Annotated in this window: 17 protein-coding genes; 13 read left to right on the top strand and 4 right to left on the bottom strand. The window is 66.9% G+C overall.

The window, feature by feature from the left end:
• Nucleotides 1–133: 133 nt before the first annotated feature.
• The 11 genes from AB0F86_RS16260 (at nt 134) to AB0F86_RS16210 (ending at nt 18,161) form a co-directional block, all read left to right on the top strand.
• Nucleotides 134–1,204: an alpha/beta hydrolase family protein gene (locus tag AB0F86_RS16260; protein WP_181700508.1), complete on the top strand. Its 1,071-nt coding sequence runs from the start codon at nt 134–136 to the stop codon at nt 1,202–1,204.
• A gap of 301 nt (nt 1,205–1,505) precedes the next feature.
• Nucleotides 1,506–2,564 (top strand): alpha/beta hydrolase family protein, encoded by a 1,059-nt coding sequence (locus AB0F86_RS16255; RefSeq protein WP_181700510.1) that lies wholly within the window; start codon nt 1,506–1,508, stop codon nt 2,562–2,564.
• 333 nt (nt 2,565–2,897) lie between these two features.
• A complete protein-coding gene (locus AB0F86_RS16250) occupies nt 2,898–3,935 on the top strand; it encodes an alpha/beta hydrolase family protein (protein ID WP_255495612.1) in 1,038 nt (345 codons plus the stop codon).
• 216 nt (nt 3,936–4,151) lie between these two features.
• The gene (locus AB0F86_RS16245; protein ID WP_356984790.1) at nt 4,152–5,918 is read left to right on the top strand and encodes an alpha/beta hydrolase-fold protein; all 1,767 of its coding nucleotides are present in this window, start codon (nt 4,152–4,154) and stop codon (nt 5,916–5,918) included.
• A 113-nt stretch (nt 5,919–6,031) separates the two neighbouring features.
• A complete protein-coding gene (locus AB0F86_RS16240; protein WP_067494883.1) occupies nt 6,032–6,535 on the top strand; it encodes a DUF732 domain-containing protein in 504 nt (167 codons plus the stop codon).
• Nucleotides 6,535–7,524: a cutinase family protein gene (locus AB0F86_RS16235; RefSeq protein WP_181700512.1), complete on the top strand. Its 990-nt coding sequence runs from the start codon at nt 6,535–6,537 to the stop codon at nt 7,522–7,524. Before AB0F86_RS16240 ends, AB0F86_RS16235 begins: the two co-directional genes overlap by 1 nt.
• A gap of 153 nt (nt 7,525–7,677) precedes the next feature.
• Nucleotides 7,678–8,697, top strand: coding sequence for an LLM class F420-dependent oxidoreductase (locus AB0F86_RS16230; RefSeq protein ID WP_067494879.1), 1,020 nt, complete (start codon nt 7,678–7,680; stop codon nt 8,695–8,697).
• Nucleotides 8,698–8,910: 213 nt separating this feature from the next.
• The gene (gene fadD32 / locus AB0F86_RS16225) at nt 8,911–10,824 is read left to right on the top strand and encodes a long-chain-fatty-acid--AMP ligase FadD32 (RefSeq protein ID WP_181700514.1); all 1,914 of its coding nucleotides are present in this window, start codon (nt 8,911–8,913) and stop codon (nt 10,822–10,824) included.
• 94 nt (nt 10,825–10,918) lie between these two features.
• Complete coding sequence (gene pks13, locus AB0F86_RS16220) at nt 10,919–16,129, top strand: polyketide synthase Pks13 (protein ID WP_356984631.1); 5,211 nt, start codon at nt 10,919–10,921, stop codon at nt 16,127–16,129.
• Nucleotides 16,130–16,134: 5 nt separating this feature from the next.
• Nucleotides 16,135–17,679: an acyl-CoA carboxylase subunit beta gene (locus tag AB0F86_RS16215; RefSeq protein ID WP_067494870.1), complete on the top strand. Its 1,545-nt coding sequence runs from the start codon at nt 16,135–16,137 to the stop codon at nt 17,677–17,679.
• Nucleotides 17,680–17,804: 125 nt separating this feature from the next.
• Nucleotides 17,805–18,161, top strand: a complete 357-nt coding sequence (locus AB0F86_RS16210) for a Uma2 family endonuclease (RefSeq protein ID WP_356984629.1) — start codon at nt 17,805–17,807, stop codon at nt 18,159–18,161.
• 124 nt (nt 18,162–18,285) lie between these two features.
• Here the strand turns inward: AB0F86_RS16210 and AB0F86_RS16205 are convergent, their stop codons facing one another.
• The 4 genes from AB0F86_RS16205 to AB0F86_RS16190 all read right to left on the bottom strand — a co-directional run bounded on the left by AB0F86_RS16205 (nt 18,286) and on the right by AB0F86_RS16190 (nt 21,419).
• On the bottom strand, nt 18,286–18,822 hold the full coding sequence (locus AB0F86_RS16205; RefSeq protein ID WP_255495613.1) for a Uma2 family endonuclease: 537 nt from the start codon (nt 18,820–18,822) through the stop codon (nt 18,286–18,288).
• Between the two features lie 238 nt (nt 18,823–19,060).
• Complete coding sequence (locus AB0F86_RS16200) at nt 19,061–19,558, bottom strand: peptidylprolyl isomerase (RefSeq protein ID WP_356984627.1); 498 nt, start codon at nt 19,556–19,558, stop codon at nt 19,061–19,063.
• A gap of 234 nt (nt 19,559–19,792) precedes the next feature.
• Nucleotides 19,793–20,440: a hypothetical protein gene (locus tag AB0F86_RS16195; protein ID WP_356984626.1), complete on the bottom strand. Its 648-nt coding sequence runs from the start codon at nt 20,438–20,440 to the stop codon at nt 19,793–19,795.
• 640 nt (nt 20,441–21,080) lie between these two features.
• On the bottom strand, nt 21,081–21,419 hold the full coding sequence (locus tag AB0F86_RS16190) for a hypothetical protein (protein ID WP_225281266.1): 339 nt from the start codon (nt 21,417–21,419) through the stop codon (nt 21,081–21,083).
• Here AB0F86_RS16190 and AB0F86_RS16185 point away from each other — a divergent pair.
• Together AB0F86_RS16185 and AB0F86_RS16180 are read left to right on the top strand one after the other, a co-directional pair.
• Nucleotides 21,409–21,711 carry a hypothetical protein gene (locus AB0F86_RS16185; RefSeq protein WP_225281265.1) on the top strand — a complete coding sequence of 101 codons (303 nt, stop codon included), beginning with the start codon at nt 21,409–21,411 and terminating at the stop codon, nt 21,709–21,711. The genes AB0F86_RS16190 and AB0F86_RS16185 overlap by 11 nt on opposite strands.
• Before the next feature lie 518 nt (nt 21,712–22,229).
• Nucleotides 22,230–25,514, top strand: coding sequence for an arabinosyltransferase domain-containing protein (locus AB0F86_RS16180; RefSeq protein ID WP_356984788.1), 3,285 nt, complete (start codon nt 22,230–22,232; stop codon nt 25,512–25,514).
• Nucleotides 25,515–25,523 lie beyond the last annotated feature (9 nt).

The following is a 25,523-nucleotide window of genomic DNA, read 5'->3' as shown; positions in this document are numbered from 1 at the left end:
TAACGCCAGGCTATCGATGTAGCGATAGGGTCAACGAGGAACTTCCGTCGGCGCACTGGTGTGCCGGATGTCAGTCGGCGGTCATTGCAACCGCGGTTCCGCGTGAACCGCATGAGGAAAGGCCCAACACAGAATGCGTGGCGGACGTCTGAGAACCAGGGGAGCCGGCTGGCTCAAGCGGTCGGTGCTGGTTTCGCTGGCGATCGTGCTGCCGCTCGGGGCGTCGGTGGCAGGTCCCACCGGCACCGCGACGGCGGCATTCGATCCCAGTGGTTTCGATTTCTGGGTCGACTCCGAAATGGGCCCGATCAAGTCGCGGATCTTCCGTGCGGCCGACGGCAACACCAACCGGGTCGTGTACGCGCTCGACGGCATGCGGGCCCAGGACGACCTCAGCGGCTGGGAGAAGGACACCAACGTCGCCCGCGCGCTGATGGACGCCAACATCAACGTCGTGATGCCCGTCGGCGGCCAGTCCAGCTTCTACGCCGACTGGAACGCGCCGAGCAACTTCTTCGGCCTCGACGCCGGTTCGGGCGGTAGCTCCACCGGTTCGGCGGCCACCGGCTCGTCGATGACCGGTTCGTCGATCGCTCCGGCCCAGGTGGCGGGCAAGAAGAACACTTACAAGTGGGAAACCTTCCTGACCACGCATCTGCGTAACGCGCTGTCGAGCAGGCTCGGTTTCAACCCCAACAACAACGGTGTCTTCGGTCTGTCGATGGGTGGCTCGGCCGCCCTGACCCTGGCCGCCTACCACCCCGACCAGTTCAGCTACGCCGGTTCGTTCTCCGGCTACCTGAACATCTCCGCGCCGGGCATGCGTGAGGCGATGCGCACCGCCATGATCTCCGCGGGCGCCTTCAACATCGACGCGATGGCGCCGCCGTGGGGCCCGCAGTGGCTGCGGATGGACCCGTTCGTCTTCGCCCCGCGCCTGGTCGCCAACGGCACCCGCGTCTGGGTCTCGGCCGCCAGCGGTATCCCCGGTGCCGGCGATGTGTCCAACCCGATGGAAATCGTGCAGGGCGTTCCGCTCGAGCTGCTCGCGATGGTGAACAGCCGCGCGTTCCAGGTCCGCATGGCGACCCTCGGCGGCGGCAACGCCACCTTCGACTTCCCGATCACCGGCGTGCACAACTGGCGCAACTGGGAAGCGGAAGTCCACCGCATGATCCCCGACCTTTCGGCCAATATCGGCTGAGTCGGCTGGTTTCACGCGAAACCGCCCGGGTGCATTCGCACCCGGGCGGTTTTGTGCTTTCGCGTCACGATCCGAGACAAAGACGGTGACGAATCATGTGCGACAGATCACCGAGAGTTGTGTTGCGGGTCACTTTCCAGCAACATGTAAGCGTTCGTGAAGCGTTTGATACTCAGTGAGCATGCGTCGAGGTTGAATCGTCCGTTTTGCCCTGGTTCGATCACATTTCGGCGCCCGATGAGGAATCCGACTGCGTAGCTCGGGGTTTGCGCTATCGGTCTGCCGAGAAAGGTCTAGTCGAATGCGAACACTGCGCCGCGAGCGTGGACCCGTGAAGACCGCCACCCGCGGATCGTGGGTGCGGCGATGGGCCGCGGGCGTATCCATGGCTCTGCTCGTCCCGCTCGCCACGGCCGTCGGTGGCACCGCCGCGCCGGCCGCCGCGGGCTTCAACCCGGCCGCGTTCGACTTCTGGGTCGATTCCGGCATGGGCCCGGTGAAGACGCGCATTCTGCGCGCGGCCAACGGCAACACCAATCGAGTGGTCTATGTCCTCGACGGTATGCGCGCCCCCGAGCATCTCAACGGCTGGGAAATCGAGACCGATATCCCCAACGCGCTCGCACGGGCCGATATCAACGTGGTGATGCCGGTCGGTGGAATGTCGAGTTTCTACGCCGACTGGAATTCCCCGAGCAGCTTCTTCGGTGTGCCCGGCAACGGTCCCGCCACCGGTTCCGGCGCGATCGACGCGTTCGCCGGCGGACCGGGCAAGAGCTACCGGTACCAATGGGAAACCTTCCTCACCCGGGAACTGCCCAACGCGCTCGGCGACCGGCTCGGCTTCAGCCGCACCCGCAACGGCGTGTTCGGCCTGTCGATGGGCGGTTCGGCGGCGCTCACTCTCGCCGCCTACCACCCCGACCAGTTCTCCTTCGCGGGCGCCTACTCCGGTTACCTGAACATCTCCGCGCCCGGTATGCGTGAGGCCATCCGCCTCGGCATGATCGACGCGGGCGGCTACAACGTGGACTCCATGGCCCCGCCGTGGGGCCCACAGTGGCTCCGGATGGACCCGTTCGTGTTCGCCCCCAACCTGGTCCGCAACAACACCCGCCTGTGGATAGCGGCGGGCTCAGGCTTGCCGACCAGTTCCGACGGACCGAACATCAACACCGTCAACGGAATGGCGCTGGAAGCGCTGGCACTGGCGAACACTCGCGCCTTCGAAGTCCGCATGGCCACCCTCGGCGCGCGCAACGTCACCTACTCTTTCCCGCCCTTCGGCATCCACGCCTGGAACACCTGGAACGACGAGGCCCTGCGCATGATCCCGGACCTGTCGAACAATATCGGCTGACAAAACATGAACCGGCGCCGAACATTTCGGCGCCGGTTTCGTGTGTCCGGACAACAACGGGTTTTCGGCCGCCTCGCACCCGAAGGGCGAGACGTAACGCCGCAGGCGCAGTATCGCCCTTCGGGTGCGAGGCCCGCAGGGCCGAGAACCCCAGCGGCGCCAGCCGCCAATATCCCTGCCCTTGCAGTTAATTCGCCGGTCGAATATCCTCCAGCGAGCGTAAGTGTGACCAGATCGTTGTTTCATCTCTTCTGACGACCGGACTGTCGGGATCCGGTTGTCGACACCGACGTGTCTGGCATGCCATAACAGCAGAAAGAGAGCGGAATTCACATGCGTTTCGGCAAGGCCGTCGCGCCGAAGGGTGACCAGCCGGGTACATCCCGGGGCACAGCACCTCGTGGTTGGCGTAATCGAATTCTAGCTGTCGGCGCAGCAGCCCTCGTGCTGCCGATCGCCGCGGGTGCGGCGGCCCCGACTGCGTTCGCCGCGCCGGTTCCGGGTGTCGCACTGCGTGCGCCCGCGGGTGGCTACGAAGAACTGATGGTCCCGTCGAAGATGGGTCCGGTGAAGGTCCAGGTTCAGTGGGCCCGCAACGGCGGCAATGCCGCGTTGTACCTGCTCGACGGTCTGCGCGCCCGCGACGACCGCAACGCCTGGTCCTTCGAGACCAACGCGATGCAGCAGTTCGCCAACGACAACGTCACCCTGGTGATGCCGGTCGGTGGCCAGTCCAGCTGGTACGCCGACTGGACCGCCGCGTCCAACACCAACGGTCAGAAGACCACCTACAAGTGGGAAACCTTCCTCACCGAAGAGCTCCCCGCCTTCCTCGAGGGCTACGGCGTTTCCCGCCACAACAACGCGGTGCTCGGCCTGTCGATGTCGGGTCCGGCCGCGCTGCGGCTGGCCGCCCTGCACCGCGACCAGTTCAAGCACGCTTCCTCGCTGTCGGGCCCGCTGAACTGGGGTGCCCCCGGCATGCGTGAGGCGATCCGCGTGATGATGCTCGACGCGGGCCGCTTCAACGTCGACTCCATGGCCGCTCCGTGGAGCCCGGCGTGGCTGCGGATGGACCCGATGGTGTTCGCGCCGGAGCTGCGTGGTCTGCCGATGTTCATCTCCTCGGCCAACGGCCTGCCCGGTCAGCACGATCGTCCGGCCGGTCTGGGCGGGGTGTACAACACCGCCAACGCGATGGGCATCGAGGCCATCTCGTTCGTGAGCACCCTGGCGTTCCAGCGTCGTCTGGCCAGCCTCGGTATCCCGGCCACCTTCGACTTCCCGGCCAGCGGTACCCACTCGTGGAAGTACTGGGAAGACCAGCTGTGGAAGGCTCGCCCGCAGATCCTCGGCGCGCTCGGTGCCTGAGTAGTTTCCGCACAGCAACGCTGAGAAGACCGGCTCACCCGCAGGGTGGGCCGGTCTTTTTGCTGTGCGGGCGCTTCGCGTGTCTTCCCCGGTTATCGGCCGGTACTGCGGTACAACGTGACGGAGGCTGTGTCCCAGGGTGGGGATAGGAGGTCGCGCGTGTTGCAGAAACATCGTCTCCGGGCGCCGATTCGGCGGATCCTCGGAATCGCGGCCATGACCGCCGCCCTGCTCGGTCCGGCGCTCACCGTTCCCACGCCCGCACAGGCCGCGGTGGCGTCGGTGCAACGGGTGGAGTGGCTGACGGACCGACGGGTGGCCTTGACGGTCTTCTCGCCCGCCATGAACACCCCCATCCAGGTGCAGATGCTGCTGGCCCGCGACTGGCACGCCCGGCCCGACGCCGCGTTCCCGATGATGCTGATGCTCGACGGCCTGCGCGCCCAGGACGACGAGAACGGCTGGACCAAAGACGCCGACGCCGAAGGCTTCTACGCCGACAAGAACGTGAACGTGGTGCTGCCAGTGGGCGGTCAGTCCAGCTTCTACTCCGATTGGCTCGAGCCCAACAACGGCCATGTGTACAAGTGGGAGACCTTCCTCACCAAGGAGCTTCCGCCGGTGCTCGAACGTGATTGGCGCACGACGGATGTACGTGGGGTCCAAGGCCTTTCGATGGGTGGCACGGCCGCGATGAACCTGGCGGGCCGCAATCCCGGCCTGATGAAGTACGTGGCCTCGTACTCGGGCCTGCTCACCACCACGACGCTCGGTATGCCGCAGGCGATCGAATTCGCGGTGCGCGACGCGGGCGGGTTCGAGTCCTCGGCCATGTGGGGTCCGCCCGGCAGCCCGGAGTGGGCGGCCCACGATCCCTACCTGCTCGCCGAGAAGCTCAAAGGCGTGAGCATGTATGTCTCGAGCGGCAGCGGGCTGGCGGGCAGCCACGATCAGGCGGGCGAGATCCCGCTGCTGAGCGAGAACTGGGCGGGCACCGGGCTGGAGATCCTCTCGCGCCTGTCGACGCAGAACTTCGTGACCAAGCTGGAGAAGCTCGCGATCCCGGTGCAGGCGAATTACCGTCCGGCGGGCACACATTCGTGGCCGTACTGGGATTTCGAAATGCGTCAGTCGTGGCCGCAAGCCGCGGCCGCACTCGGCACCGAGCCCGGCGGGGCGCAGTGCGCTGCCGGCGGGGCGATCGGTTCGGTTGTGCAGGTGGCGAATTGGCTCGGCGGGTGCGTCACGGGGGAGTACGCGGCGGGTGCCGGGGTGGTGCAGGACTTCATGAACGGCCGGGTGTTCCATTCGGCCACGACCGGCACCCACGCCGTCGGCGGCCGGATCGGCGGCACCTACGCCGGAATCGGCGGTGCCGCTTCGCCGTTGGGCCTACCGACCGGCGACGAGCACGGCCTGCCCGACGGGCGCGGCCGCATGCAGACCTTCGAGGGCGGCTCGATCTACTGGTCGCCGCAGACCGGCGCACAGATGGTGCGCGGCGCCTTCCTCGAGGAATGGGGCAGGCAGGGCTTCGAGGGTGGGCCCGCGGGCTACCCGTTGGCCGCCGAGGCGCGCACGCCGAGCCGCGACGGTGCGGTGCAGGCCTTCGAGCACGGCACCATGTTCCACAGCGCCGCCACCGGCGCGCACCGCGTGGAGGGTTTCATCCTCGACAAGTACGCCCAGCTCGGATTCGAGAACAGCCCGCTCGGGTTCCCGGTGTCGGGTGAGTTGCCGCTGAAGGACTTCGGCCGGGCCACCCGGTTCGAGGGCGGCACCATCTACTGGAGCCCGCTCTCGGGTGCCTTCGTGGTGCGACCGGGCCCGCTGGCCGACGCCTGGGCCGCACAGGGCTTCGAGAACGGTCGTCTGGGGTATCCGGTGAGCGACGAGTTCACCGTTCCGGGTGGTGTGCAGCAGAACTTTCAGACCGGGTTCATCGTGGTGCGGGACGGCAGATCCGAAGTGCACGGTGTGTGAGCTCGGGCTGAGAACTCGCTGAGGTTCGTGCCGGGGCGCCCGGACCACCCGTGTGTCCGGCTAGCCTTGGCAGCGACCGCTCCCCTGACTAACGATCGAGGAAAGACATCTTCATGCATCGGATCCCTGGCAAGGTAGCCGGATCGGTCGCGGCCCTCGCGGCCGTCGCCCTGCTGTCCGCCTGCGGCGACAACGACTCGACCGCCTCGCAGACACCGACCCTGTCGTCGAGTGCGAGCGCCGCCGCGTCGGCGACCACGCAGGCTCCCGCCACCTCGGCGGCCGAGGACACCACCTCGGCGGCGCCGGAGTCCGAGACCTCGGCTCCCGAGCAGCCGCAGGTCGCGCCGACCGTCGAGGAGACCCCGGCCACCGGCAAGGACAAGGCGTTCCTCGACGAGCTCGGCAAGAACGGCATCCATCCGGCCGACCAGACCAGCGCGATCACCGCCGCCACCTACATCTGCTCGGCGAAGAGCACCGGCGCCAGTGACGCCGACATCGCCACCTTCGTCGCCGCGATGGCGGGCACCGACGCCGCGTTCGACCCGGCCAAGATGGACGTCAACAAGGCCGCCGAGATCTACATCGCGGCCGCGAACTCCACCTACTGCTGATGAATCCCCGACCGACGCGACGTACCCGCAGGCTCTGGCCTGCGGGGTGTCTGACGGTACTCGCGCTGCTCGTCCTGGCGATCATCGTCATCGTGCTGCTGTGGTACCTGCTCGCGGGCCGGTTGCGTGAGCCGGGGCCGACGCCGCCCGGGCCCCCGCCACCGACGTCGCAGTCGGCGGACTGTCCCGATGTGATGTTGCTGTCGATTCCCGGTACCTGGGAGTCGGCCAGCAACGACGACCCGTACAACCCGACGGCCAACCCGATCTCGCTGATGCTCAGCATCTCCAACCCGCTGCGCGCCCAGTTCCCGGACAACCGGCTCGAGGTGTACACCGTGCCCTACGTGGCACAGTTCTCGAACCCCATCGCCATCCCGCCCGACGGTCAGGCCTCCTACAACAACAGCCGCACCGAGGGCACCGCGCGGGCCACCGACATCCTGGCCCAGCGTCACCAGCAGTGCCCGCTCACCACCTACGTGATCGCCGGGTTCTCCCAGGGCGCGGTGATCGCCGGTGACGTGGCCGCCCAGATCGGCGCGGGCAACGGCCCGATCCCCGCCGACCGGGTACTCGGCGTCACCGTGATCGCCGACGGCCGCCGCACCGCGAACACCGGCCCCGGCCAGCCGACCGAGATCGGCGACCCGCCGCCCGCGGGCGAGGGTGCCGAAGTCGCGTTGCGGGGGGTGAACGTGCCGGGCATCACGATGACCGGCCCGCGTGAGGGTGGCTTCGGCGAGCTGGCACCGAAGGTGTTCTCCATCTGCGCCCCCGGCGACATGATCTGCGACGCGCCACGCGAGGCCCTCAATCCGGTGAACGCGCTGGGCAGCCTCGCGGCGCTGATCCGCTCGGCGGGCAACCCGGTGCACGCCCTCTACGCGAGCAATACCGTCGACGGACAGGGCACCACCGCCACCCAGTGGACGGTGAACTGGGCGAGCGAACTCATCCAGAACGCCCCCCATCCACCGCATTCCTGAGTTTCGCAAGACGAGGTTGTCACAGTCACAGGGGCGCCATGTTTGGCGTGGTTCATGCCTCGCTGTGACATCCGCAGTACTGTTCGCTCGCACGCTGTAAAGTGCGCTGGTGATTGCGCCCGAACACACCGGAGAGCCAGGAGCGAAGAGTTCATGACCGAAGCTGGGGCACCCGTCGGTGAGTTGACCGCGCTGGGTACGCCGCTGCGTCCGTTCCGTTTCGCCGCGGCGGGCGAGGGCAACAAGCAGGAGGGTGGCGCGCGCAAGTTCGTCCAGACGGCACAGGAAGCCGAGGAGATGGGTTACGACACGTTCGTCGTGCCCGATCACCTGGGTGACCAGATCGGCCCGATCGCCGCGCTGGGCGCACTCACGCAGGCCACGAGCAAGATCCGGCTGGGCACCTCGGTGCTGGCCAACGGATTCCGCCATCCCGTCGTGCTCGCCAAGGACCTGGCGACCATCGACGTGCTGTCCAAGGGCAGGCTGGAAGTCGGCGTCGGCGCGGGCTGGATCAAGGAAGAGTTCGAGAACGCGGGCATCCCGTACGAGCGTCCGGGCGTGCGCCTGGAGAAGCTCGACGAGTCGCTGACCATTCTCGACACGCTGCTGCGCGGCCAGGAATGCAACTTCGAGGGCAAGCACTACCAGGTGCGCGGCATCAAGGGCACGCCGCGCCCGAGGCAGGGCCCGCGTCCGCCGCTGTGTACCGGTGGTGGCGGCCCGAAGATGCTCGCCCTGGCGGCCAAGCACGCCGACATCGTCTCGGTGGTGCCGCAGACGACCAAGAACGGCAAGGGCCTGCTCTCGGGCATCACGCTCGAGAAGACGATCGAGAAGGTCAACATCGTCAAGGCCGCTGCCGGTGACCGGTTCGCCGACATCGAACTGAACTGGGCCATCACCGCCATCGTCATCACCGACGACCGGGAGAAGACCGCCGAGATGGCGCTGCGCGCGATCGATCGCGGCCTGCACCCGGACCTCGAGGTCGACGTGGAACTATCGGTGGAAGATATTCTGAACTCGCCCTACGTCGCGATCGGCACGTTCGAGGAAATCGCCGAACAGATCAAGCGTGTGCGCGAACTCACGTCGATGTCGTATGTGGGCATCTTTCCCACCCAGATGGACGCGTTCGCGCCTGTCATTCCGCTGCTGCGGGAGGACTGAGCGGGGGTTCTCTGTAACATGACTCTGGTTTGAGAACATCTAGCCGATAGCGGTCTACCGCGCAGACCGCTCGAAAATCCGCAGGTTGTCAGGATGCACGCTCCGGCGTGCTCCGGGGGCCGGTGGCGATAGCGAGTCGTGGCCGCACCGGCGTCAACGTCGAAATGCGTTGGACGAATTCACCGGTGACTCGGCCTCGGAGGAGAAGAAGGAATGGAAGAGACTTTCGACGACTACCTGGACGAGACCGGGAACATCGTTATTCCCGAGGGTCGGACCCTGGTCGATCACGTCGAGAAGCACACCCGTAACGATGCGAACACGCTCGCGTACCGCTACATCGACTATTCGCGGGAACGCGACGGCGAGGTGCACGAGCTGACCTGGCAGGAGTTCGGAGTTCGGCTGCGCGCGGTGGCCGCTCGCCTGCAACAGGTGACCAACCCGGGCGACCGGGTCGCGATCCTCGCGCCGCAGGGCCTGGACTACGTGATCTCCTTCTTCGCCGCGATCTACGCGGGCACCATCTCGGTGCCGCTGTTCGATCCCGACGAACCCGGCCACACCGACCGGCTGCACGCCGTGCTCGGCGACTGCGAGCCGTCGGCGATCCTCACCGCTACCTCCTCGGCGGCAGGCGTGCGCCAGTTCTTCCGTTCGCTGCCCGCCGCTCAGCGCCCGCGCATCATCGCCGTCGACGCGATCCCCGACACCCTCGGTGACTCGTGGGTCCGGCCCGACACCGCGATCGACGACATCGCCTACCTGCAGTACACCTCGGGTTCCACCCGCACCCCCGCGGGCGTGGAGATCACGCACCGCGCGGTCGGCACGAACCTGCTGCAGATGATCAACTCGCTGAACATGAACGAGAACTCGCGCGGCGTCACCTGGCTGCCGCTGTTCCACGACATGGGCCTGCTTACCGTGATCCTGCCCGCCGTTGGCGGCAAGTTCATCACCATCATGTCGCCGAGCGCGTTCGTGCGCCGCCCGTCGCGCTGGATCAACGAGCTGGCCGCCGTCTCCGACGGTGCGGGCACGTTCGCGGCCGCGCCGAACTTCGCGTTCGAGCACGCCGCCGCGCGTGGTGTGCCGAAGGCGGGCGAGTCGCTCGACCTGTCGAACGTGATCGGCCTGATCAACGGGTCCGAGCCGGTGACCGTGTCCTCGATGAAGAAGTTCAACGAGGCGTTCGCGCCGTTCGGTCTGCCCAAGACGGCCATCAAGCCGTGCTACGGCATGGCGGAGGCGACGCTGTTCGTCTCGGCGACCAAGGCCGAGGACGAAGCCAAGTACATCTACGTCGACCGCGACGAGCTGAACGCGGGCCGGATGGTTCGGGTCGAGCCGACCGCACCGAACGCCATCGCACAGGTCTCCTGCGGTTACGTCGGGTTGTCGCAGTGGGCCGCGATCATCGACCCCGAGTCGATCGACGATCCCAAGGGCGGCCGTGAGCAGCCCGACGGCCGGGTCGGCGAGATCTGGTTGCACGGCAAGAACATGGGCATCGGCTACTGGGGTCGCCCGGACGAGTCGGCCAAGACGTTCCGCAACAAGATCGCCGAAGCGCAGCCGGGTGGTCACACCGAGGGCACCGAGCCCGGTGCCGACTGGATGCGCACCGGCGACTACGGCGTGTACTTCGAGGGCGAGCTGTACATCACCGGTCGCGTGAAGGACCTGGTGATCGTCGACGGACGCAACCACTACCCGCAGGACCTCGAGTACTCCGCCCAGGAGGCCTCGACGGCGCTGCGCCCCGGTTTCGTCGCCGCCTTCGCGGTGCCCGCCAACCAGCTGCCCGCCGAAGTGTTCGCCGCCGACAGCCACTCGGGCCTGAAGTTCGACGCCGACGACGCGTCCGAGCAGCTGGTGATCGTGGCCGAACGCGGTCCCGGCGCCGGTAAGGCCGACCCGGGCCCGATCGCCGACGCGGTGCGTGCGGCGATCTCGCAGCGCCACGGCGTCACCGCGCGTGACGTGCTGCTGGTGCCCGCAGGTTCCATCCCGCGTACGTCCAGCGGCAAGATCGCCCGGCGCGCCTGCAAGGCCGCCTACCTCGAGGGAACGCTGCGCGGTGGTTACACCCAGCAGGCTTTCCCCGATGCACCGGAAGAGTAATCGGCCGACCGGCTCGGAGCTGACGCCCGGTGCGACCACACCGGGCGTCAATCCACGGCGCGCCCTGTACGCAGACAGGTAGCTTGAGGAATTGATGGCTGACAACGAGGGCACGCCCACCCAGAACCCTGACCTCCCCGCGGAGCAGACCGAACTCTCGGTCGCCGAGCTGCGTGACTGGCTGCGCCGCTGGGTCGCCGACGCGACCGGCCAGTCGATCGACGCGATCACCGTCGACCGGCCGATGGAGGAGTTCGGGCTGGCCTCGCGCGACGCGCTGGCCCTCGGCGGCGACATCGAGGACCGCACCGGCGTTTCGCTGGCTCCCACGGTGATCTACCAGCACCCGACCATCGCGTCGCTGGCCGAGATCATCGTCAACGGTGAGCCGGAGGAGGTCGAGGAGTCGGCCGACGAGTACACCGCGAGCTTCACCCCCGGTGAGGCGCACGACATCGCCGTGGTCGGCCTGTCGACGCGGCTGCCGGGCGCGGGCGACACCCCCGAGTCGACCTGGGAATTCATCATGGGTCGCGGCGACGCCATCCGTGAGCTGCCCGAGGGCCGCTGGGACGAGTTCCGCGCGGACCCGTCGGTCGCCGCGGCCATCGAGGCGGGCAACACCCTCGGCGGTTACCTGGACCAGGACGTGGTGAAGGGCTTCGACGCGGAGTTCTTCGCGATGTCGCCGGTCGAGGTGGAGCGGGTCGACCCGCAGCAGCGGCTGATGATGGAGCTCACCTGGGAGGCGCTCGAGCACGCGCGCATTCCGGCCAGTGACCTCAAGGGCGGCAAGGTCGGCGTGTTCGTCGGCTCCTCCACCAGCGACTTCCAGCTGCTCGCCTCGCTGGGTCTGGGCGATCGTGATCCGGATCTGCCGGTGTCGGCCGAGGGTTATGCCCTGCTCGGCGCGTCGACCGGTGTGATCGCGAACCGTGTCTCGTACTTCTTCGATTTCCGTGGCCCGTCGATCACCGTCGACACCGCCTGCTCCTCGACCATCGTCGCGGTGCACCAGGCGGTGCGCGCGCTGCGTGACGGCGAGGCCGATGTGGCGCTCGCCGGCGGCGTGAACATGATCCTCGCCCCGGTGATCACGCTCGGTTTCGACCAGAACGGCGCGGTCGCCAAGGACGGGCACATCAAGGCGTTCTCTTCCGACGCCGACGGCATGGTCCGTTCCGAGGGCGCGGGCCTGGTGGTGCTCAAGCGCCTCGTCGACGCCGAACGCGACGGCGACAACATCCTCGGCGTGATCAAGGGTTCCGCCGTGAACTCCGACGGCCGCTCCAACGGCCTGTTCGCCCCCAACCCCGACGCCCAGGTCGACGTGCTGCGTGCCGCCTACCGCGACGCGCGCATCGCCCCCTCCTCGGTCGACTACATCGAGGCGCACGGCACCGGCACCCCCATCGGTGACCCGATCGAGGCCGACGCGCTGGCCCGCGTCATCGGCCGTGGTCGCGAGGCCGACAAGCCCGCCCTGCTCGGTTCGGTGAAGACCAACTTCGGCCACCTCGAGTCCGGTGCGGGTGTGCCTGCCCTGGCCAAGGTGCTGATGTCGTTCCAGCACAACGTGATTCCGCCGAACATCAACTACGCGGGCCCGAGCCCGTACATCCCGTTCGAGCAGGCCAACCTCAAGGTCGTCGACGAGCCGACCGAGTTCCCGCGCTACAGCGGTGTCGCCACCGTCGGTATCTCCGGTTTCGGTTTCGGTGGCACCAACGCGCACGTGGTGCTGCAGGAGTACGTGCCGTCGCAGCCCGTCGTCGAGGACGTGACGTCCGAGCAGGTCGCCGCCGCGCAGGTCGAGGGCTCCGAGACCACCGATGTGGTCGCCGAGGCCGTCGCGATCACCGAGGCCGCCGTCGAACCCGCCCCGCTCGAGTGGGACGGCGACCGCGCGGAGCCGCTGCCGGTGATCCTCGCCGTGTCCGCCTACCTGCCGTCGCGCCGCAAGCGCGCCGCCGCCCGGCTCGCCGATTGGCTCGAGGGCGCGGGCAAAGATGTGCCGTTGGCCGACGTGGCCCGTTCGCTGGCCAAGCGCAGCCACCAGCGTTCGCGCGGTGTCGTCGTCGCCAAGACGCACGAAGAGGCCGTGGCCGGTCTGCGCGCGATCGCCGAGGGCAAGCCGGGCGCCGGTGTGTTCACCGCCGACTCGCCCGCGTCCAACGGTCCGGTGTGGGTGATGGCCGGTTTCGGCTCCCAGCACCGCAAGATGGCCAAGCAGCTCTACACCGAGAACTCGATCTTCCGTAAGACGGTCGACGAGGTCGACGAGCTGGTGCAGGACGAGGCCGGTTACTCGATCCGCGAGATGTTCCTCGACGACGAGCAGGACTACGACGTCGGTACCTGCCAGGTCGGTATCTTCACCATCCAGCTCGGTCTGGCCGCGGTGCTGCGCGCACATGGCGCGGAACCCGCTGCGGTGGTCGGTCATTCGATGGGCGAGGTCGCCGGCGCCTACATCGCGGGCGGTCTGTCGATCGAGGACGCGGTGCGCGTGATCTGCGCCCGCTCGCGCCTGATGGGCGAGGGCGAGCAGATGATCACCGAGGACGACGTGCGCAATATGGCACTGGTCGAACTCAGCGCCCACGACGTGGCCCAACTGCTGCCGCGCTTCCCCGATGTGGAGTGCGCGGTGTACGCGGCGCCGACGAACACCGTGATCGGTGGTCCGCGCGATCAGGTGGAGCAGATCGTCGCCGAGGTGGAGGGCATGGGCAAGTTCGCCCGCATCCTGCCCACCCGCGGCGCAGGGCACACATCCCAGATGGATCCGCTGCTCGGCGAGCTCGCCGCCGAACTCGCCGGCATCGAGCCCACGCCGCTGAAGGTGGGCCTGTACTCCACCGTGCACGAGGGCCTGTACTTCAAGCCTGGCACCGACCCGATCCACGACGAGCCGTACTGGGTGAAGAACATGCGCCACAGCGTGTACTTCACCAACGCGGTCAAGGCCGCCGTCGACACCGGGCACACCACGTTCCTCGAGCTGGCGCCGAATTCCGTTGCGCTGATGCAGGTTCTCGGCACCACCTTCGCGGCCGGTGTGCACGACGCGCAGCTCATCCCGACCTTGAAGCGCAAGGAGGACGAGTCGGCCGGTGTCATCGGCGCGCTCGCCCAGCTCTACGTGCACGGTCATGCGGTGAACCTGAGTTCGCTGCTGCCCGAAGGTGATTACGCCGATGTCCCGCGTACCGCGTTCGTGCGCAAGGAGTACTGGCCCAAGGTCACGATGTCGTCGGGTTCGGGTAACACCCGCGTGCCCGGCGCGCACGTCGCGATGCCCGACGGCCGTCACGCCTGGGAGGTCCAGGCGGCCTCGGTCAACGACCTCACCGCCCTGGTGAAGGCCGCTGCCACGCAGGTGCTTTCCGATGTCGCCGTCACAGTGACGCACCCGCACGCAGAGCTGCCCACCACCGGCACCCTCACCACCACGCTCACCCCGCACCTCGGTGGCGCGTCGGTGCAGGTGCACGCCAAGACGCCGGTCGGGTTCACCCTGCTGTTCGACGCGGTCGTCACCTCCGGTGCCGCCCTGCCCGAACCGGTTGCGCCCGTTGCGGTTCCGGCTGCCGAGCCCTCCGCCGCCGAGATCGCCGTAGCCACCAGCGACCGCTGGGACCCCAACGGCAGCGAGACCGTCGAGCAGCGCCTGTGCGTGATCGTCGCCGAGTCCATGGGTTACGCCGTCGAGGACCTCCCCATGGAGATCCCGCTGATGGAACTCGGGCTCGACTCGCTGATGGCCATGCGCATCAAGAACCGCGTGGAATACGAATTCGACATCCCGCAGCTGCAGGTGTCGGCCGTGCGCGACGCCAGCCTCAACGAGGTGTCAAAGGTGTTGCGCTACGCCATCGAGCACCGCGACGAGGTCGCAGCGATGGCGGAGAAGCAGGCTGCCGCTCGGGCTGCGGGCGAGGATGTCGAGATCGGTGTCGACGCCAACTTCGTCGAGGCTGCCCGTGCGGCCATCGCCAAGGGTGACGACCCGTTGGCCGCGGCCAAGCAGGCAGGTGCCGAGCTGCCGTCGGAAGCCGCTGTCAGCGAAGCGATTTCGGACACAGGCTCCACTGAAGACAGTGCCGCTACCGATGGCGGCATCGGCGGGGCCGAAACCGCGACCGATGCTGTTTCGGAGCAGGTTTCCGATGAGGCGGCCATCGACGTCGACTACTTCGGTGACGCCAGAGGCAGCGAGGACAACGTGCCGCCGCGCGACGCGGCCGAGCGGCTGACCTACGCCAGCTGGGCCGTCGTCACCGGCACGTCTCCTGGCGGCGTCTTCAACACGCTCCCGATCCTGGAAGAGGAGGTCGCCGAGAAGCTGGCGGCCCGCCTCACCGAGCGGGTCGGCGCCGAGGTCACGGTCGACGATGTGCTCGACTGCGAGACCATCGAGCAGCTCGCCGAGATCGTTCGTAACCTGCAGGACAGCGGCGCGGACGTAGACGGCTTCATTCGTCCGCTGCGACCGCGGCCCGAGGGCTCGGATGCTGTGCCGGTCTTCGTGTTTCACCCCTCTGGCGGCAACACGCTCGTGTACGAGCCGCTTCTGAAGCGTCTTCCGGCCGATACCCCGATGTACGGATTCGAGCGGGTCGAGGGCGATATCCAGGAGCGTTCTCGCCAGTACGTGGCCGAACTGCGCAAGATTCAGGGCGACGGTCCGTACGTGCTGTACGGCTGGTCGCTCGGCGCGGTGTTCGCGCTGCAGACCGCGCAGTTCCTGCGTGAAGAAGGCGCTGATGTGCGCGTCGTCGGCCTGATCGACCTCGCCCTTCCAGTCGAAGACGAGGACAACAGCCCCGAGGAACGGGTGCGCCGGATCCAGCGGTACCAGCAGTTCGCGAAGAAGACCTACGGCGTCGATGGCGACCTGCCCGACGAGCAACTGCAGGAACTGGCACAGGCCGACGACGAGGAGCAGTACGAGATCGTCGCCACGCTGGTGAAGCTCAGCGGCGCCAAGATCCCCGGCGGCGTGCTCGAACACCAGCGCACTTCGTGGATCGAGGGCCGCCACCTGGCGAAGACGAAGCCTTCGCGCTACGACGGTGACGTGGTGCTCTATCTCGCCGACACCTACCAGGACGGCATGATCGAGCTCGAGCCGCGCTACGCCAACCGCCGCCCCAACGGTGGCTGGGATGAATACATCCCGAACCTCGAGGTCATCCACATTCCGGGCGACCACCTGCAGATCGTCGACGAACCGCGGATCGGCCAGATCGGTGCCGACCTCGCCGCCAAGCTGGCCGCGATTTCCGCAAAGGGAGATTGAGTTAGTTGAGCACGACCGCCGAAAAGCTTGCCGATCTGAACCAGCGGCTCGAGCTCGCCAAAGAGCCCGCGGGCGCGAAGGGTATCGAGAAGCGGGCGCGTAAGGGCATTCCCAGTGCCCGCGACCGGATCAACATGCTGATGGATCCGGGCACCTTCGTCGAGATCGGTGCGCTGGTCCGCAAGCCCGGCGACCCGACCGCCCTCTACGGCGACGGTGTCGTCGTCGGGCACGGACAGGTCGACGGCCGTCCGGTCGCGGTGTTCTCGCACGACCAGACCGTGTACGGCGGTTCGGTCGGTGAGGCGTTCGGCCGCAAGCTGTGCGGGATCATGCAGTACGCCGCCAAGGTCGGTATCCCGCTGGTCGGCATCAACGATTCCGGTGGCGCGCGCGTGCAGGAGGCCATCAGCTCGCTGGCCTGGTACGCGTGGATGGCGACCAATGTGGAGCCGCTGTCGGGCATGGTGCCGTTGGTGTCGGTGATCCTCGGCAACTGCGCCGGTGGCGCGGTGTACCAGCCGATCTGCACCGATGTGGTGGTGGCGACCGAGTCGGCGCACATGTTCGTCACCGGCCCGAAGATCATCAAGGAGGTCACCGGCGAGGACGTGAGCCTCGAGGAGCTCGGCGGTGCGAAGACGCAGGCCGAGTACGGCAACATCCACCACGTTGCCGTCGACGAGGCCGCCGCGTTCCAGTGGGTGCGCGAGTACCTCGCCTACATGCCGAGCAGCTGCCAGGAGCTCCCGCCGGTCGTGAACCCGGGCATCGAGCCCGAGATCACCGACTCCGATCGTGAGCTGAACACGATCATGCCGGACTCCGACAACGCCGGTTACGACATGTACGACATCCTGCTGCGCATCTTCGACGACGGTGAGTTCAAGGAGATCAGCGCGGGCACCGGCCCCAACATCATCACCGGTTTCGCCAGGGTCGACGGCCGCAGCGTCGGTGTGGTCGCCAACCAGCCGCTGGCCTCGGCCGGCGCCCTGGACGCGCGCGCCTCCGACAAGGCCTCGCACTTCGTGCGCCTGTGCGACGCGTTCGAGATCCCGCTGATCTTCGTCGTCGACACCCCCGGCTTCCTGCCCGGTGTGGAACAGGAGAAGGTCGGCGTCATCAAGCGCGGCGGCCGCTTCCTGTTCTCCTACGTGGAAGCCTCGGTTCCCAAGATCACCCTGGTGGTCCGCAAGTCCTACGGCGGCGGCTACGCGGTGATGGGCTCCAAGCAGCTCGGCGCCGACATCAACCTCGCCTGGCCGACCGCCCGCCTCGCCGTGATGGGCGCCGAGGGCGCCGTCAGCCTCCTCGGCGCCGCCCAGATCGCCGCGGCCCCCGAAGACCAGCGCGCCGCCATCCGCCAAAACCTGATCGACTTCTACAACGCCAACATCGCCACCCCCTGGGTAGCCGCCGAACGCGGCTTCATCGACGCGGTCATCGAACCCGCCACCACCCGCCTGGAACTCCGCCGAGCCCTGAAACTCCTCCAGGACAAGAAGCTCCAGCGCAACCCCCGCAAACACCACGTATTGCCCCTGTAGTCCCCGCCAACGGCCGTCGCGACTTTCCTGCGGCGGCCGTTGCACTGCGGCGGAAGGCACGGTCTGGCTCGACGATTGTTCTGCTCGTCCTGCGGCCCGAACTGTGGCTGTTCCCGGAACGTGGATTGAAGGTCGATTCCTATCGGACCGGTCGGGCGCGCCCGGATGGTGCGCTCGCTCCGACAGGTGTTTTCGCGGGCCAACCCGAATGGGCTGACCCTGCGCCGGTTTTGATGGTCGTAGAGGTGACCTCGCACGATCAGGACACCGATCGCCGCGATCGTTGCGAGAAGCCGCGCGCCTATGCCAGGACCGGCATTCCGGTGTATCTCCTGATCGACCGCGAGAAAGGTTCCGTCGTTGTGCGGAGCAACCCGGTCGACGGGGAGTACGAACGAATTCTCATCCAGCCCTTCGGTGCGCAGGTCCCCATTCCGAACCCGGTCGGCATCACGCTCGACACCGAGCCGCTGAAAGCCTAGGTCGCCTGAGAAACTGCCCGCGCGGCACTATCCCGCTCCGCCACATTCCCAGCGCGATCACCGCGCACAATGCAACCAATTCCATTGTGCAGACGAGTGCGAACGTCCACTCAACCTTGAAAGTCTAGATTCGACCGAGGTCGATCTCTACCGGAAACGGCACCGAGGACTTGACGGTGCCGGTGTACATTTCACCCGTTCGATATGTCCGTGTGGCCGGGTCGAGAATGTAGGTGTAAATGAGCGGAATGCCGTTGGCGGCCTGCTCGATTCGCCAGTAGAACGCGATGCCCGCTTTGGCGTATTGATCCACTTTCACCACGCGATCCGTTGTTTCCGAACCCGGGGAGACAACTTCGACCACTAGGAGGACATGCTCGGGGCGGGTGGGGTTTACGTCGATGGTTTCCGCTCGGTACACCACCACGTCCGGCCGACGGTTGGTCAGTGGGACGTCTTGTAGCCGCACGTCGAAGTCGGTATCGGCGTTCCAGTCATCGCCTGCGGCGGCATCGAGCGCGTTCGCCAGTACACGAGCCAATCGGTTGTGGCGCTTGGAGGCGCTCGGGCTCACTACAACCATCCCGTCGACGATCTCGATACCCGCACACTGTTCCTCGGACCAGGAGTCGTAGACCTCCGCCGTGATCTGCTCATGCATCCACGCGGGCGCTGTCTCGGCAGTCACGCACGCTCCTCTCGGACGCCTCTGAGCGGGCCCGATCCCGCCGGTTCAGTGTACTCGAGGTACTCCGAGTACCAGGGGTACTCCCGACAGGCGGTCAGCATCACCGAGCCACATCGCCTGCGGTGCGGCGTGCCCGGCGCCACCGGAGACTGCTCCACAAAACGGGCCGCCACCGAAAAGAAAGGTGGCGGCCCGGGCAAGCGTCGGGAAATCAGGCGACGGTTGCGGATTCGATGATGACGTCGTCGCGGGGGACGTCCTGGTGGGGGCCCGCGTTGCCGGTCGGGACGGCGGCGATCTTGTCGACCACCTCGGTGCCCTCGGTGACCTTGCCGAAGACGGCGTAGCCCCAGCCCTGGCCCTGGGGGGCCGTGTGGTTGAGGAAGGCGTTGTCGGAGACGTTGATGAAGAACTGGGCGGTGGCCGAGTGGGGGTCGTTGGTGCGGGCCATCGCGACGGTGTACTTGTCGTTCTTGAGGCCGTTGGTTGCTTCGTTCTGGATGGGATCCTGGGTGGGCTTCTGCTTCAGGCCGGGCTCGAAGCCGCCGCCCTGCACCATGAAACCGGGGATGACGCGGTGGAACACGGTGCCGTTGTAATGCCCGGAGTTCACGTAGTTCACGAAGTTGGCGACCGTGTTCGGCGCGGCCTGGTCGTCCAACTCGAGCACGATCGGTCCGTAGTTTGTTACGAGATTCACCTTGGTCATGCGGTCGAGTCTAGGGAGGGGAGGGGTCAGGAAGTGACCGGGGTCCGGCGCGCCGGTAAAACTACTCCTGGCAGAAGGGTGCCCCCGAGCGGGAAATACCCTGTCGGGGGACATAATCGATCAGAAGCCCGCGTGCGCATCGAACGCACGCGGGCCTTATTGCACACCGGTGTGCTTCACCTGATTCGCGGTGACTTCGTCGCGATTCCCGTCACCGGAATATCACCCCTGTAATCAGGGGCCGACCGTGATCGGCGCCGACGGATCAGTGGTGTTGTCCACCTTGTACGTGGCGGTCACCGTGCCGCTGGTCGCGCTGGTCGGGCAGCCGAACCCACCGGTCACCTTGATCGGTGCCGGCGCATCGGACAGCGCCACCGTGGAGGGCGCCCCGTTGGTCCACGTACCTGCCACATCGGCCGGGGCAGTTGGCGCGACCACGGCGGTGCAGGCCGTGATGCCACTGGTCTTGATCACCATGCCGCCGGTGGGGATCGCCAGGCTGCCGGTGATGGGCGAGCCGTTCTGGCCGGTGATCGCCCAATCTCCACTGGTGGTGATGGTGGCGCTGGTGCCGGGGAGGCTCGTCGTGCAGTCGGCGAAGCTCGGCGCCGCGATCGGCACCGACACCGGCCCACTCGGATTGGTGTTGCCGGGCGCGGCGGGTACCGTGCCGGTGGTGCTCGAGGTGGTGCAGGTGACGGTGACACCGCCCGCAACGAATTTCACCGACCCGGAATTCGTCGCCGACACATTCGCGCCGGCGGGCGAAATGGTGGTGGAGCCGGCGGCGTTGGCCGGTCCGATGCCGAAAGTGACGGCGAATGCCGCACAACTCACGCTTGCCAAGGCGGCGCGTGTCCAGAATTTATTTTCGATCATGCGTACTCCTAGGTGAAGCCGACAAGCATTCGGAATGAAAGCTGTCAGGAGCAAGAGTACGAATTTGCATTGTTCATGTCGTGTGTTTCGTGGCGACCATTTCATCGGGAATCACTCGCCGTTCGAGGTCCGAATACGGCTCGATTAGCTTAGAATGCCCAGCCGTTACCAGGCATAACAGTTACCACCGTTCTTATCAACGGCTGCACAGTTGACCGGTAGTATGGCAGCTATCTCTGTGTCAAGCTGCAGACGCCGAAGGCAAGTCGCCACTGACCTGCTGTAATAGTTACTCGGCATCGTGATGAAACAAACAGCTGGACCGTTGCACATTCGGTAGTTGCCGGTTCTAAACACAATAAAACGGTTGAACTCCACACCCCGAGGATTTGCCAGGCGTGGTCTGAATCGACTGTTCGGATCGGATATCCATAGCGGTGATCTCGTAGCCGATAACCGGCGAATCAGGGCCCGAGCATGACAAAACCGCGTACGAGAAACAATTCCTCGCCGCGGTAATACGGGGACCCGCATGCGTCATCGGACGCATGCGGGCCGTTATTTATTGCACACCGGTGTGCTTCACCTGATTCGCGGTGACTTCGTCGCGTTACCCGTCACCGGAATATCAACCCCGAAATCAGGGGCCGACGGTAATCGGCACCGACGGGTTGGTGGTGTTGTTCACCTTGTAGGTGGCCGTCACCGTTCCGGTGGTCGAGCTGGTCGGGCAGCCGAATCCACCGGTCACCTTGATGGGCGCCGAGGCGTTGGTCAGCGACACCGTCGAGGGTGACCCGTTGGTCCACGAACCGGCCACATTCGCCGGTGCCGTGGGGGCGACAACGGCGGTGCAGGTGGCAAGACCGGAGGTCTTGATCACCGCCCCACCGGTGGGAATCACCAGGCTGCCGGTGATGGGCGAGCCGTTCTGGCCGGTGATCGCCCAGCTGCCGCTGGTGGTGACGGTGGCGCTCACACCCCACATGCTCGTGGTGCAGCCGGTGATGCTCGGTGCCGCGATCGGGACCGTCACCGGCCCGCTCGGGTTCGAGTTGTTCGGCGCGGCGGGTACCGCGCCGGTGGTGCTCGAGGTCGTGCAGGTCACCGTGACGCTGCCCGCCACGAACTTCACCGTCCCCGAATTGGTTGCCGACACATTCGCCCCGGCGGGCGAAACGGTGGTGGACCCGGCGGCGTGCGCCGGCCCCATTCCGAAGGCAATTGCGGCTGCCGCACAACTCACGGAAGCCAGGGCTGCACGCGTATAGAAATTGGTATGGCTCATGCGTACTCCTAGGTGAAGCCGACAGACTTTCGGGATGAAAGCTGTCACGTTCAAGAGTACGAATGGGAATTGTTTACAGCGCTCGATTCATCGCGACGATTTCGTGCGGAAACTTTCGTGAAAAGGGTGCATTTGCGCCGATTCCGGCTTTAGAATGCATCGACGTTACCGCGTGTAACAGTTACCGCACTTTTTATCAACACGAAGTGCTTGCCCTGATATCATCGGATAACTCCTGTGCCTTCTTCGGTCACTTCCTGTCACGCGGAACGGACCTGGATCGATAGCTGATATGCATCATGGCGAAACAAGTGGGCCGGCGGGAGCGGCACGGGCTCTACCAGGTTAAACCTAATGAAATACTTGAACTTCACACTGGTACGCCGACGACTTCACGGCCGCTGACTCGCGCGCACCAACGCTGAGTCAAGCCAGCAGATACCATGTCGAACCGTGCCAGACGCCGCAACCGCTGTTCTCTCCAAGCCACCCGCAGAACCGGTGGCCTCCGCGAAGGACTTCCGCATCGCGCGATGGATCGCGCTGATCGCCGGACTCCTGGGAGCCGTGTTCGCGGTGGCGACGCCGTTCCTGCCGGTCACCCAGACCACCGCGCAGCTGAACTGGCCGCAGAACGGCAAGCTCGGCAATCTGCAAGCGCCCCTGATGTCGCAGGTGCCGATCGACCTGAACGCCACCATTCCGTGCGCGGCGGTCGACCGGTTGCCCGCCCAGGGCGGCATGCTGCTGGCCACCGCACCGCCCCAGGGCGACGGCGCCGCGCTCGAGGCGCTGTTCGTTCGCGTCTCCGACACCGCCGTCGACGTGGTCGACCGCAACGCGGTGGTCGCCTCGGCGCCGCGTTCGGAGATGGGCGGCTGCTCGACCATCACCATCGCCTCCGACCAGCACCGCACCCGCGCCTCGTTCGACGGCCTGATGACGGAGATCGAGCGGCCGATCCCCGGTCAGCCGGGCGCGACGGAGACGGTGCTCGTCCCGGTGGAGGGTGAGCTCGGTGGCGACCTGCGCCCGCAGATCGTCGGCGTGTTCTCCGACCTGGAAGGCGAAGTACCCCAGGGTCTCTCGCTTACCTCGACCATCGACACCAGGTTCTCGTCGAGCCCGTCGGCGGTGAAGCTCATCGCGATCATCGCGGCCGTGCTGTGCACCCTGCTGGCACTCGGTGCGCTCGCCCAGCTCGACGGCAGCGACGGGCGTGGGCACCGCCGGTTCCTGCCGAAGAACTGGCTCAAGCCCACCTGGGCCGACGGCGCGGTGATCGGCACGCTGCTCGTCTGGCATTTCGTCGGCGCCAACACCTCCGACGACGGCTACATCCTCTCGATGGTCCGGGTGGCGCCCGAAGCGGGCTACATGGCCAACTACTTCCGCTGGTACGGCGTGCCGGAGGCGCCGTTCGGCTGGTACTACTACGTCATCCAGGTGTTCGCCGAGGTCTCCACGGCCAGCCCGTGGGTGCGCGTCCCGGCCCTGATCTGCGCGATCCTGTGCTGGATGGTCATCAGCCGCGAGGTGGTGCCCCGCCTCGGCAACGCGGTCAAGCGCAGCCAGGTGGCGCTGTGGACCGGTGGCCTGGTGTTCCTCGCCTTCTGGCTGCCCTTCGACAACGGCCTGCGCTCGGAGCCGATCGTTGCCCTCGGCGCGCTGCTCACCTGGGTCTCGATCGAACGCGCCATCGCCACCGGCCGGCTGCTGCCCGCCGGGATCGCGGTGCTCGTCGCCGCGTTCACGCTGGCCGCGGCACCGACCGGCCTGATGTGTGTGGCCGCGCTGCTGGCCGGTATCCGGCCGCTGGTGCGGATCATCGTGCGTCGTCATCGCCAGTTCGGCACGACCGCGCTGCTCGCGCCGATCGCCTCGGCGGGCCTGCTCGTGCTCACCGTGGTCTACAGCGACCAGACCTTCGCCGGTATCCAGGAGGCCAACCGGGTGCGCCAGGCCACCGGCCCGAACCTGGCCTGGTACGAGGACTACCTGCGCTACTACTACATGTTCGTCGAGACCGTCGACGGCTCGCTGGCCCGCCGCTTCGCCTTCCTGGTGATGCTGCTGTGCCTGTTCACCACGCTGCTGGTGCTGCTGCGCCGCCGTCAGGTGCCCGGTATCGCGTCGGGTCCGACCTGGCGTTTGATGGCCGTGGTGTTCGGCACGATCTTCTTCATGATGTTCAACCCGACGAAGTGGACCCACCACTTCGGCGCGTACGCGGGCATCGCCGGATCGCTGGCCGCGGTGACGGCCGTAGCCGTGTCGCAGAGCGCGTTGCGTTCGCGCAAGAACCGGGCGATCTTCCTCGCCGGGCTGCTGTTCGTGCTCGCGCTGTCGTTCTCGGGCATCAACGGGTACTGGTACGTGTCCAGCTACGGCGTGCCGTGGTTCGACAAGACCATCTCCCTGCGCGGGGTGCACTCCAACACCGTGATGCTGATCCTGTTCGGTGTCGGGTTGGCCCTGGTCGGCTGGTACGCGCTGCGCGAGGACTATGTGAAACCGCAGCCGTCGGCGAAGACCAAGCGCGGCAGGCGGATCCGCAAGTTCGCCGCCATTCCGCTCACCGTCGTGGTCGGGCTGATGGTCGCGTTCGAGGTGCTCTCGCTGGTGAAGGGCGCCACCCAGCAGTACCCGGCGTACTCGCTTGCCCGCTCCAACATCGACGCGCTCGGTGGCGAGAGCTGCGGCCTGGCCCGCGACGTGCTGGTGGAAGCCGACCCGAACAGCGGCAGGCTCGATCCGATCGTCGACCCGTCGCGCCCGCTCGTCGACCCCGCCGACCCGCTGCGCGGCACGCTGGCCGAAGGGTTCAGCCCCAACGGCGTGCCGGGCGACCTGTCGGCCGATGCCGTCGAGGTGAAGCCGGGCACCGGCAACACCAGCAACCAGTCGGTCGGCGCCGCCTTCGCCGAAGGTGAGAGCGCGGGCACCGGCGGTGGTGAGGGTGCGCGTGGTGTCAACGGGTCGACCGTCGCCCTGCCGTTCGGCCTCGATCCAGCGCAGACGCCGGTGCTCGGCTCCTACCAGGAGGGCATGCAGCAGCGCGCCCGCCTCGAGTCGTCCTGGTACGGGCTGCCCGCGCGCACCGAGGAGTCGCCGCTGGTCGTCATCAGCGCGGCCGGTCGCATCGCCTCCAAGGACGACACCGGCGCCGACAAGTACGGTCAGTCGCTGCTCGTGGAGTACGGCACGCGCAACCCCGACGGCAGTGTCACCCCGCTCGGCACCTACCAGCCGCGCGATATCGGCCCGGCACCGTCGTGGCGCAACCTGCGGGTGCCGCTGGCCGAGCTGGCGCCCGAGGCGGACGCCGTGCGCATCCTGGCCAACGACCCGATCCTGATCGGCGACCAGTGGCTGGCGTTCACCCCGCCGCGGGTGCCCAAGCTGCAGAGCCTCGACAGCTTCATCGGCCGCACCCAGCCGGTGCTGCTCGACTGGGCCGTCGGCCTGCAGTTCCCGTGCCAGCGTCCGTTCTCGCACGAGAACGGCGTGGCCGAGGTGCCCAACTACCGCATCCTGCCCGACCGCCCGCTGGCCATCTCCTCGACCGACACCTGGCAGGCCCAGGAGTTCGGTGGCCCGCTCGGCTTCACGCAGATGCTGGCCGCCCGGGTGACCATCCCCACCTATCTGAAGGACGACTGGGCCCGCGACTGGGGTTCGCTGGAACGCTACGACCAGCACATCCAGGCCGAACCGGCTCAGCTCGAGACCGCGACGACCGGTCGCGACGGGTTCTGGAGCCCGGGACCGCTTCGCGTGTTCTGAGGCGGGAAA

The sequence above is a fragment of the Nocardia sp. NPDC023733 genome (assembly GCF_040639775.1).
Classification (GTDB): Bacteria; Actinomycetota; Actinomycetes; order Mycobacteriales; family Mycobacteriaceae; genus Nocardia; species Nocardia rosealba.
Note: the sequence above shows the minus strand (reverse complement) of the source record. Positions and strands in the feature narration are given on the sequence as shown.

Coding starts and splice junctions, on each gene's coding strand:
- AB0F86_RS16260 (WP_181700508.1), top strand. CDS start 134: ATGCGTGGCGGACGTCTGAGAACCAGGGGAGCCGGCTGGCTCAAGCGG.
- AB0F86_RS16255 (WP_181700510.1), top strand. CDS start 1,506: ATGCGAACACTGCGCCGCGAGCGTGGACCCGTGAAGACCGCCACCCGC.
- AB0F86_RS16250 (WP_255495612.1), top strand. CDS start 2,898: ATGCGTTTCGGCAAGGCCGTCGCGCCGAAGGGTGACCAGCCGGGTACA.
- AB0F86_RS16245 (WP_356984790.1), top strand. CDS start 4,152: ATGACCGCCGCCCTGCTCGGTCCGGCGCTCACCGTTCCCACGCCCGCA.
- AB0F86_RS16240 (WP_067494883.1), top strand. CDS start 6,032: ATGCATCGGATCCCTGGCAAGGTAGCCGGATCGGTCGCGGCCCTCGCG.
- AB0F86_RS16235 (WP_181700512.1), top strand. CDS start 6,535: ATGAATCCCCGACCGACGCGACGTACCCGCAGGCTCTGGCCTGCGGGG.
- AB0F86_RS16230 (WP_067494879.1), top strand. CDS start 7,678: ATGACCGAAGCTGGGGCACCCGTCGGTGAGTTGACCGCGCTGGGTACG.
- fadD32 (WP_181700514.1), top strand. CDS start 8,911: ATGGAAGAGACTTTCGACGACTACCTGGACGAGACCGGGAACATCGTT.
- pks13 (WP_356984631.1), top strand. CDS start 10,919: ATGGCTGACAACGAGGGCACGCCCACCCAGAACCCTGACCTCCCCGCG.
- AB0F86_RS16205 (WP_255495613.1), bottom strand. CDS start 18,822: ATGCATGAGCAGATCACGGCGGAGGTCTACGACTCCTGGTCCGAGGAA.
- AB0F86_RS16200 (WP_356984627.1), bottom strand. CDS start 19,558: ATGACCAAGGTGAATCTCGTAACAAACTACGGACCGATCGTGCTCGAG.
- AB0F86_RS16195 (WP_356984626.1), bottom strand. CDS start 20,440: ATGATCGAAAATAAATTCTGGACACGCGCCGCCTTGGCAAGCGTGAGT.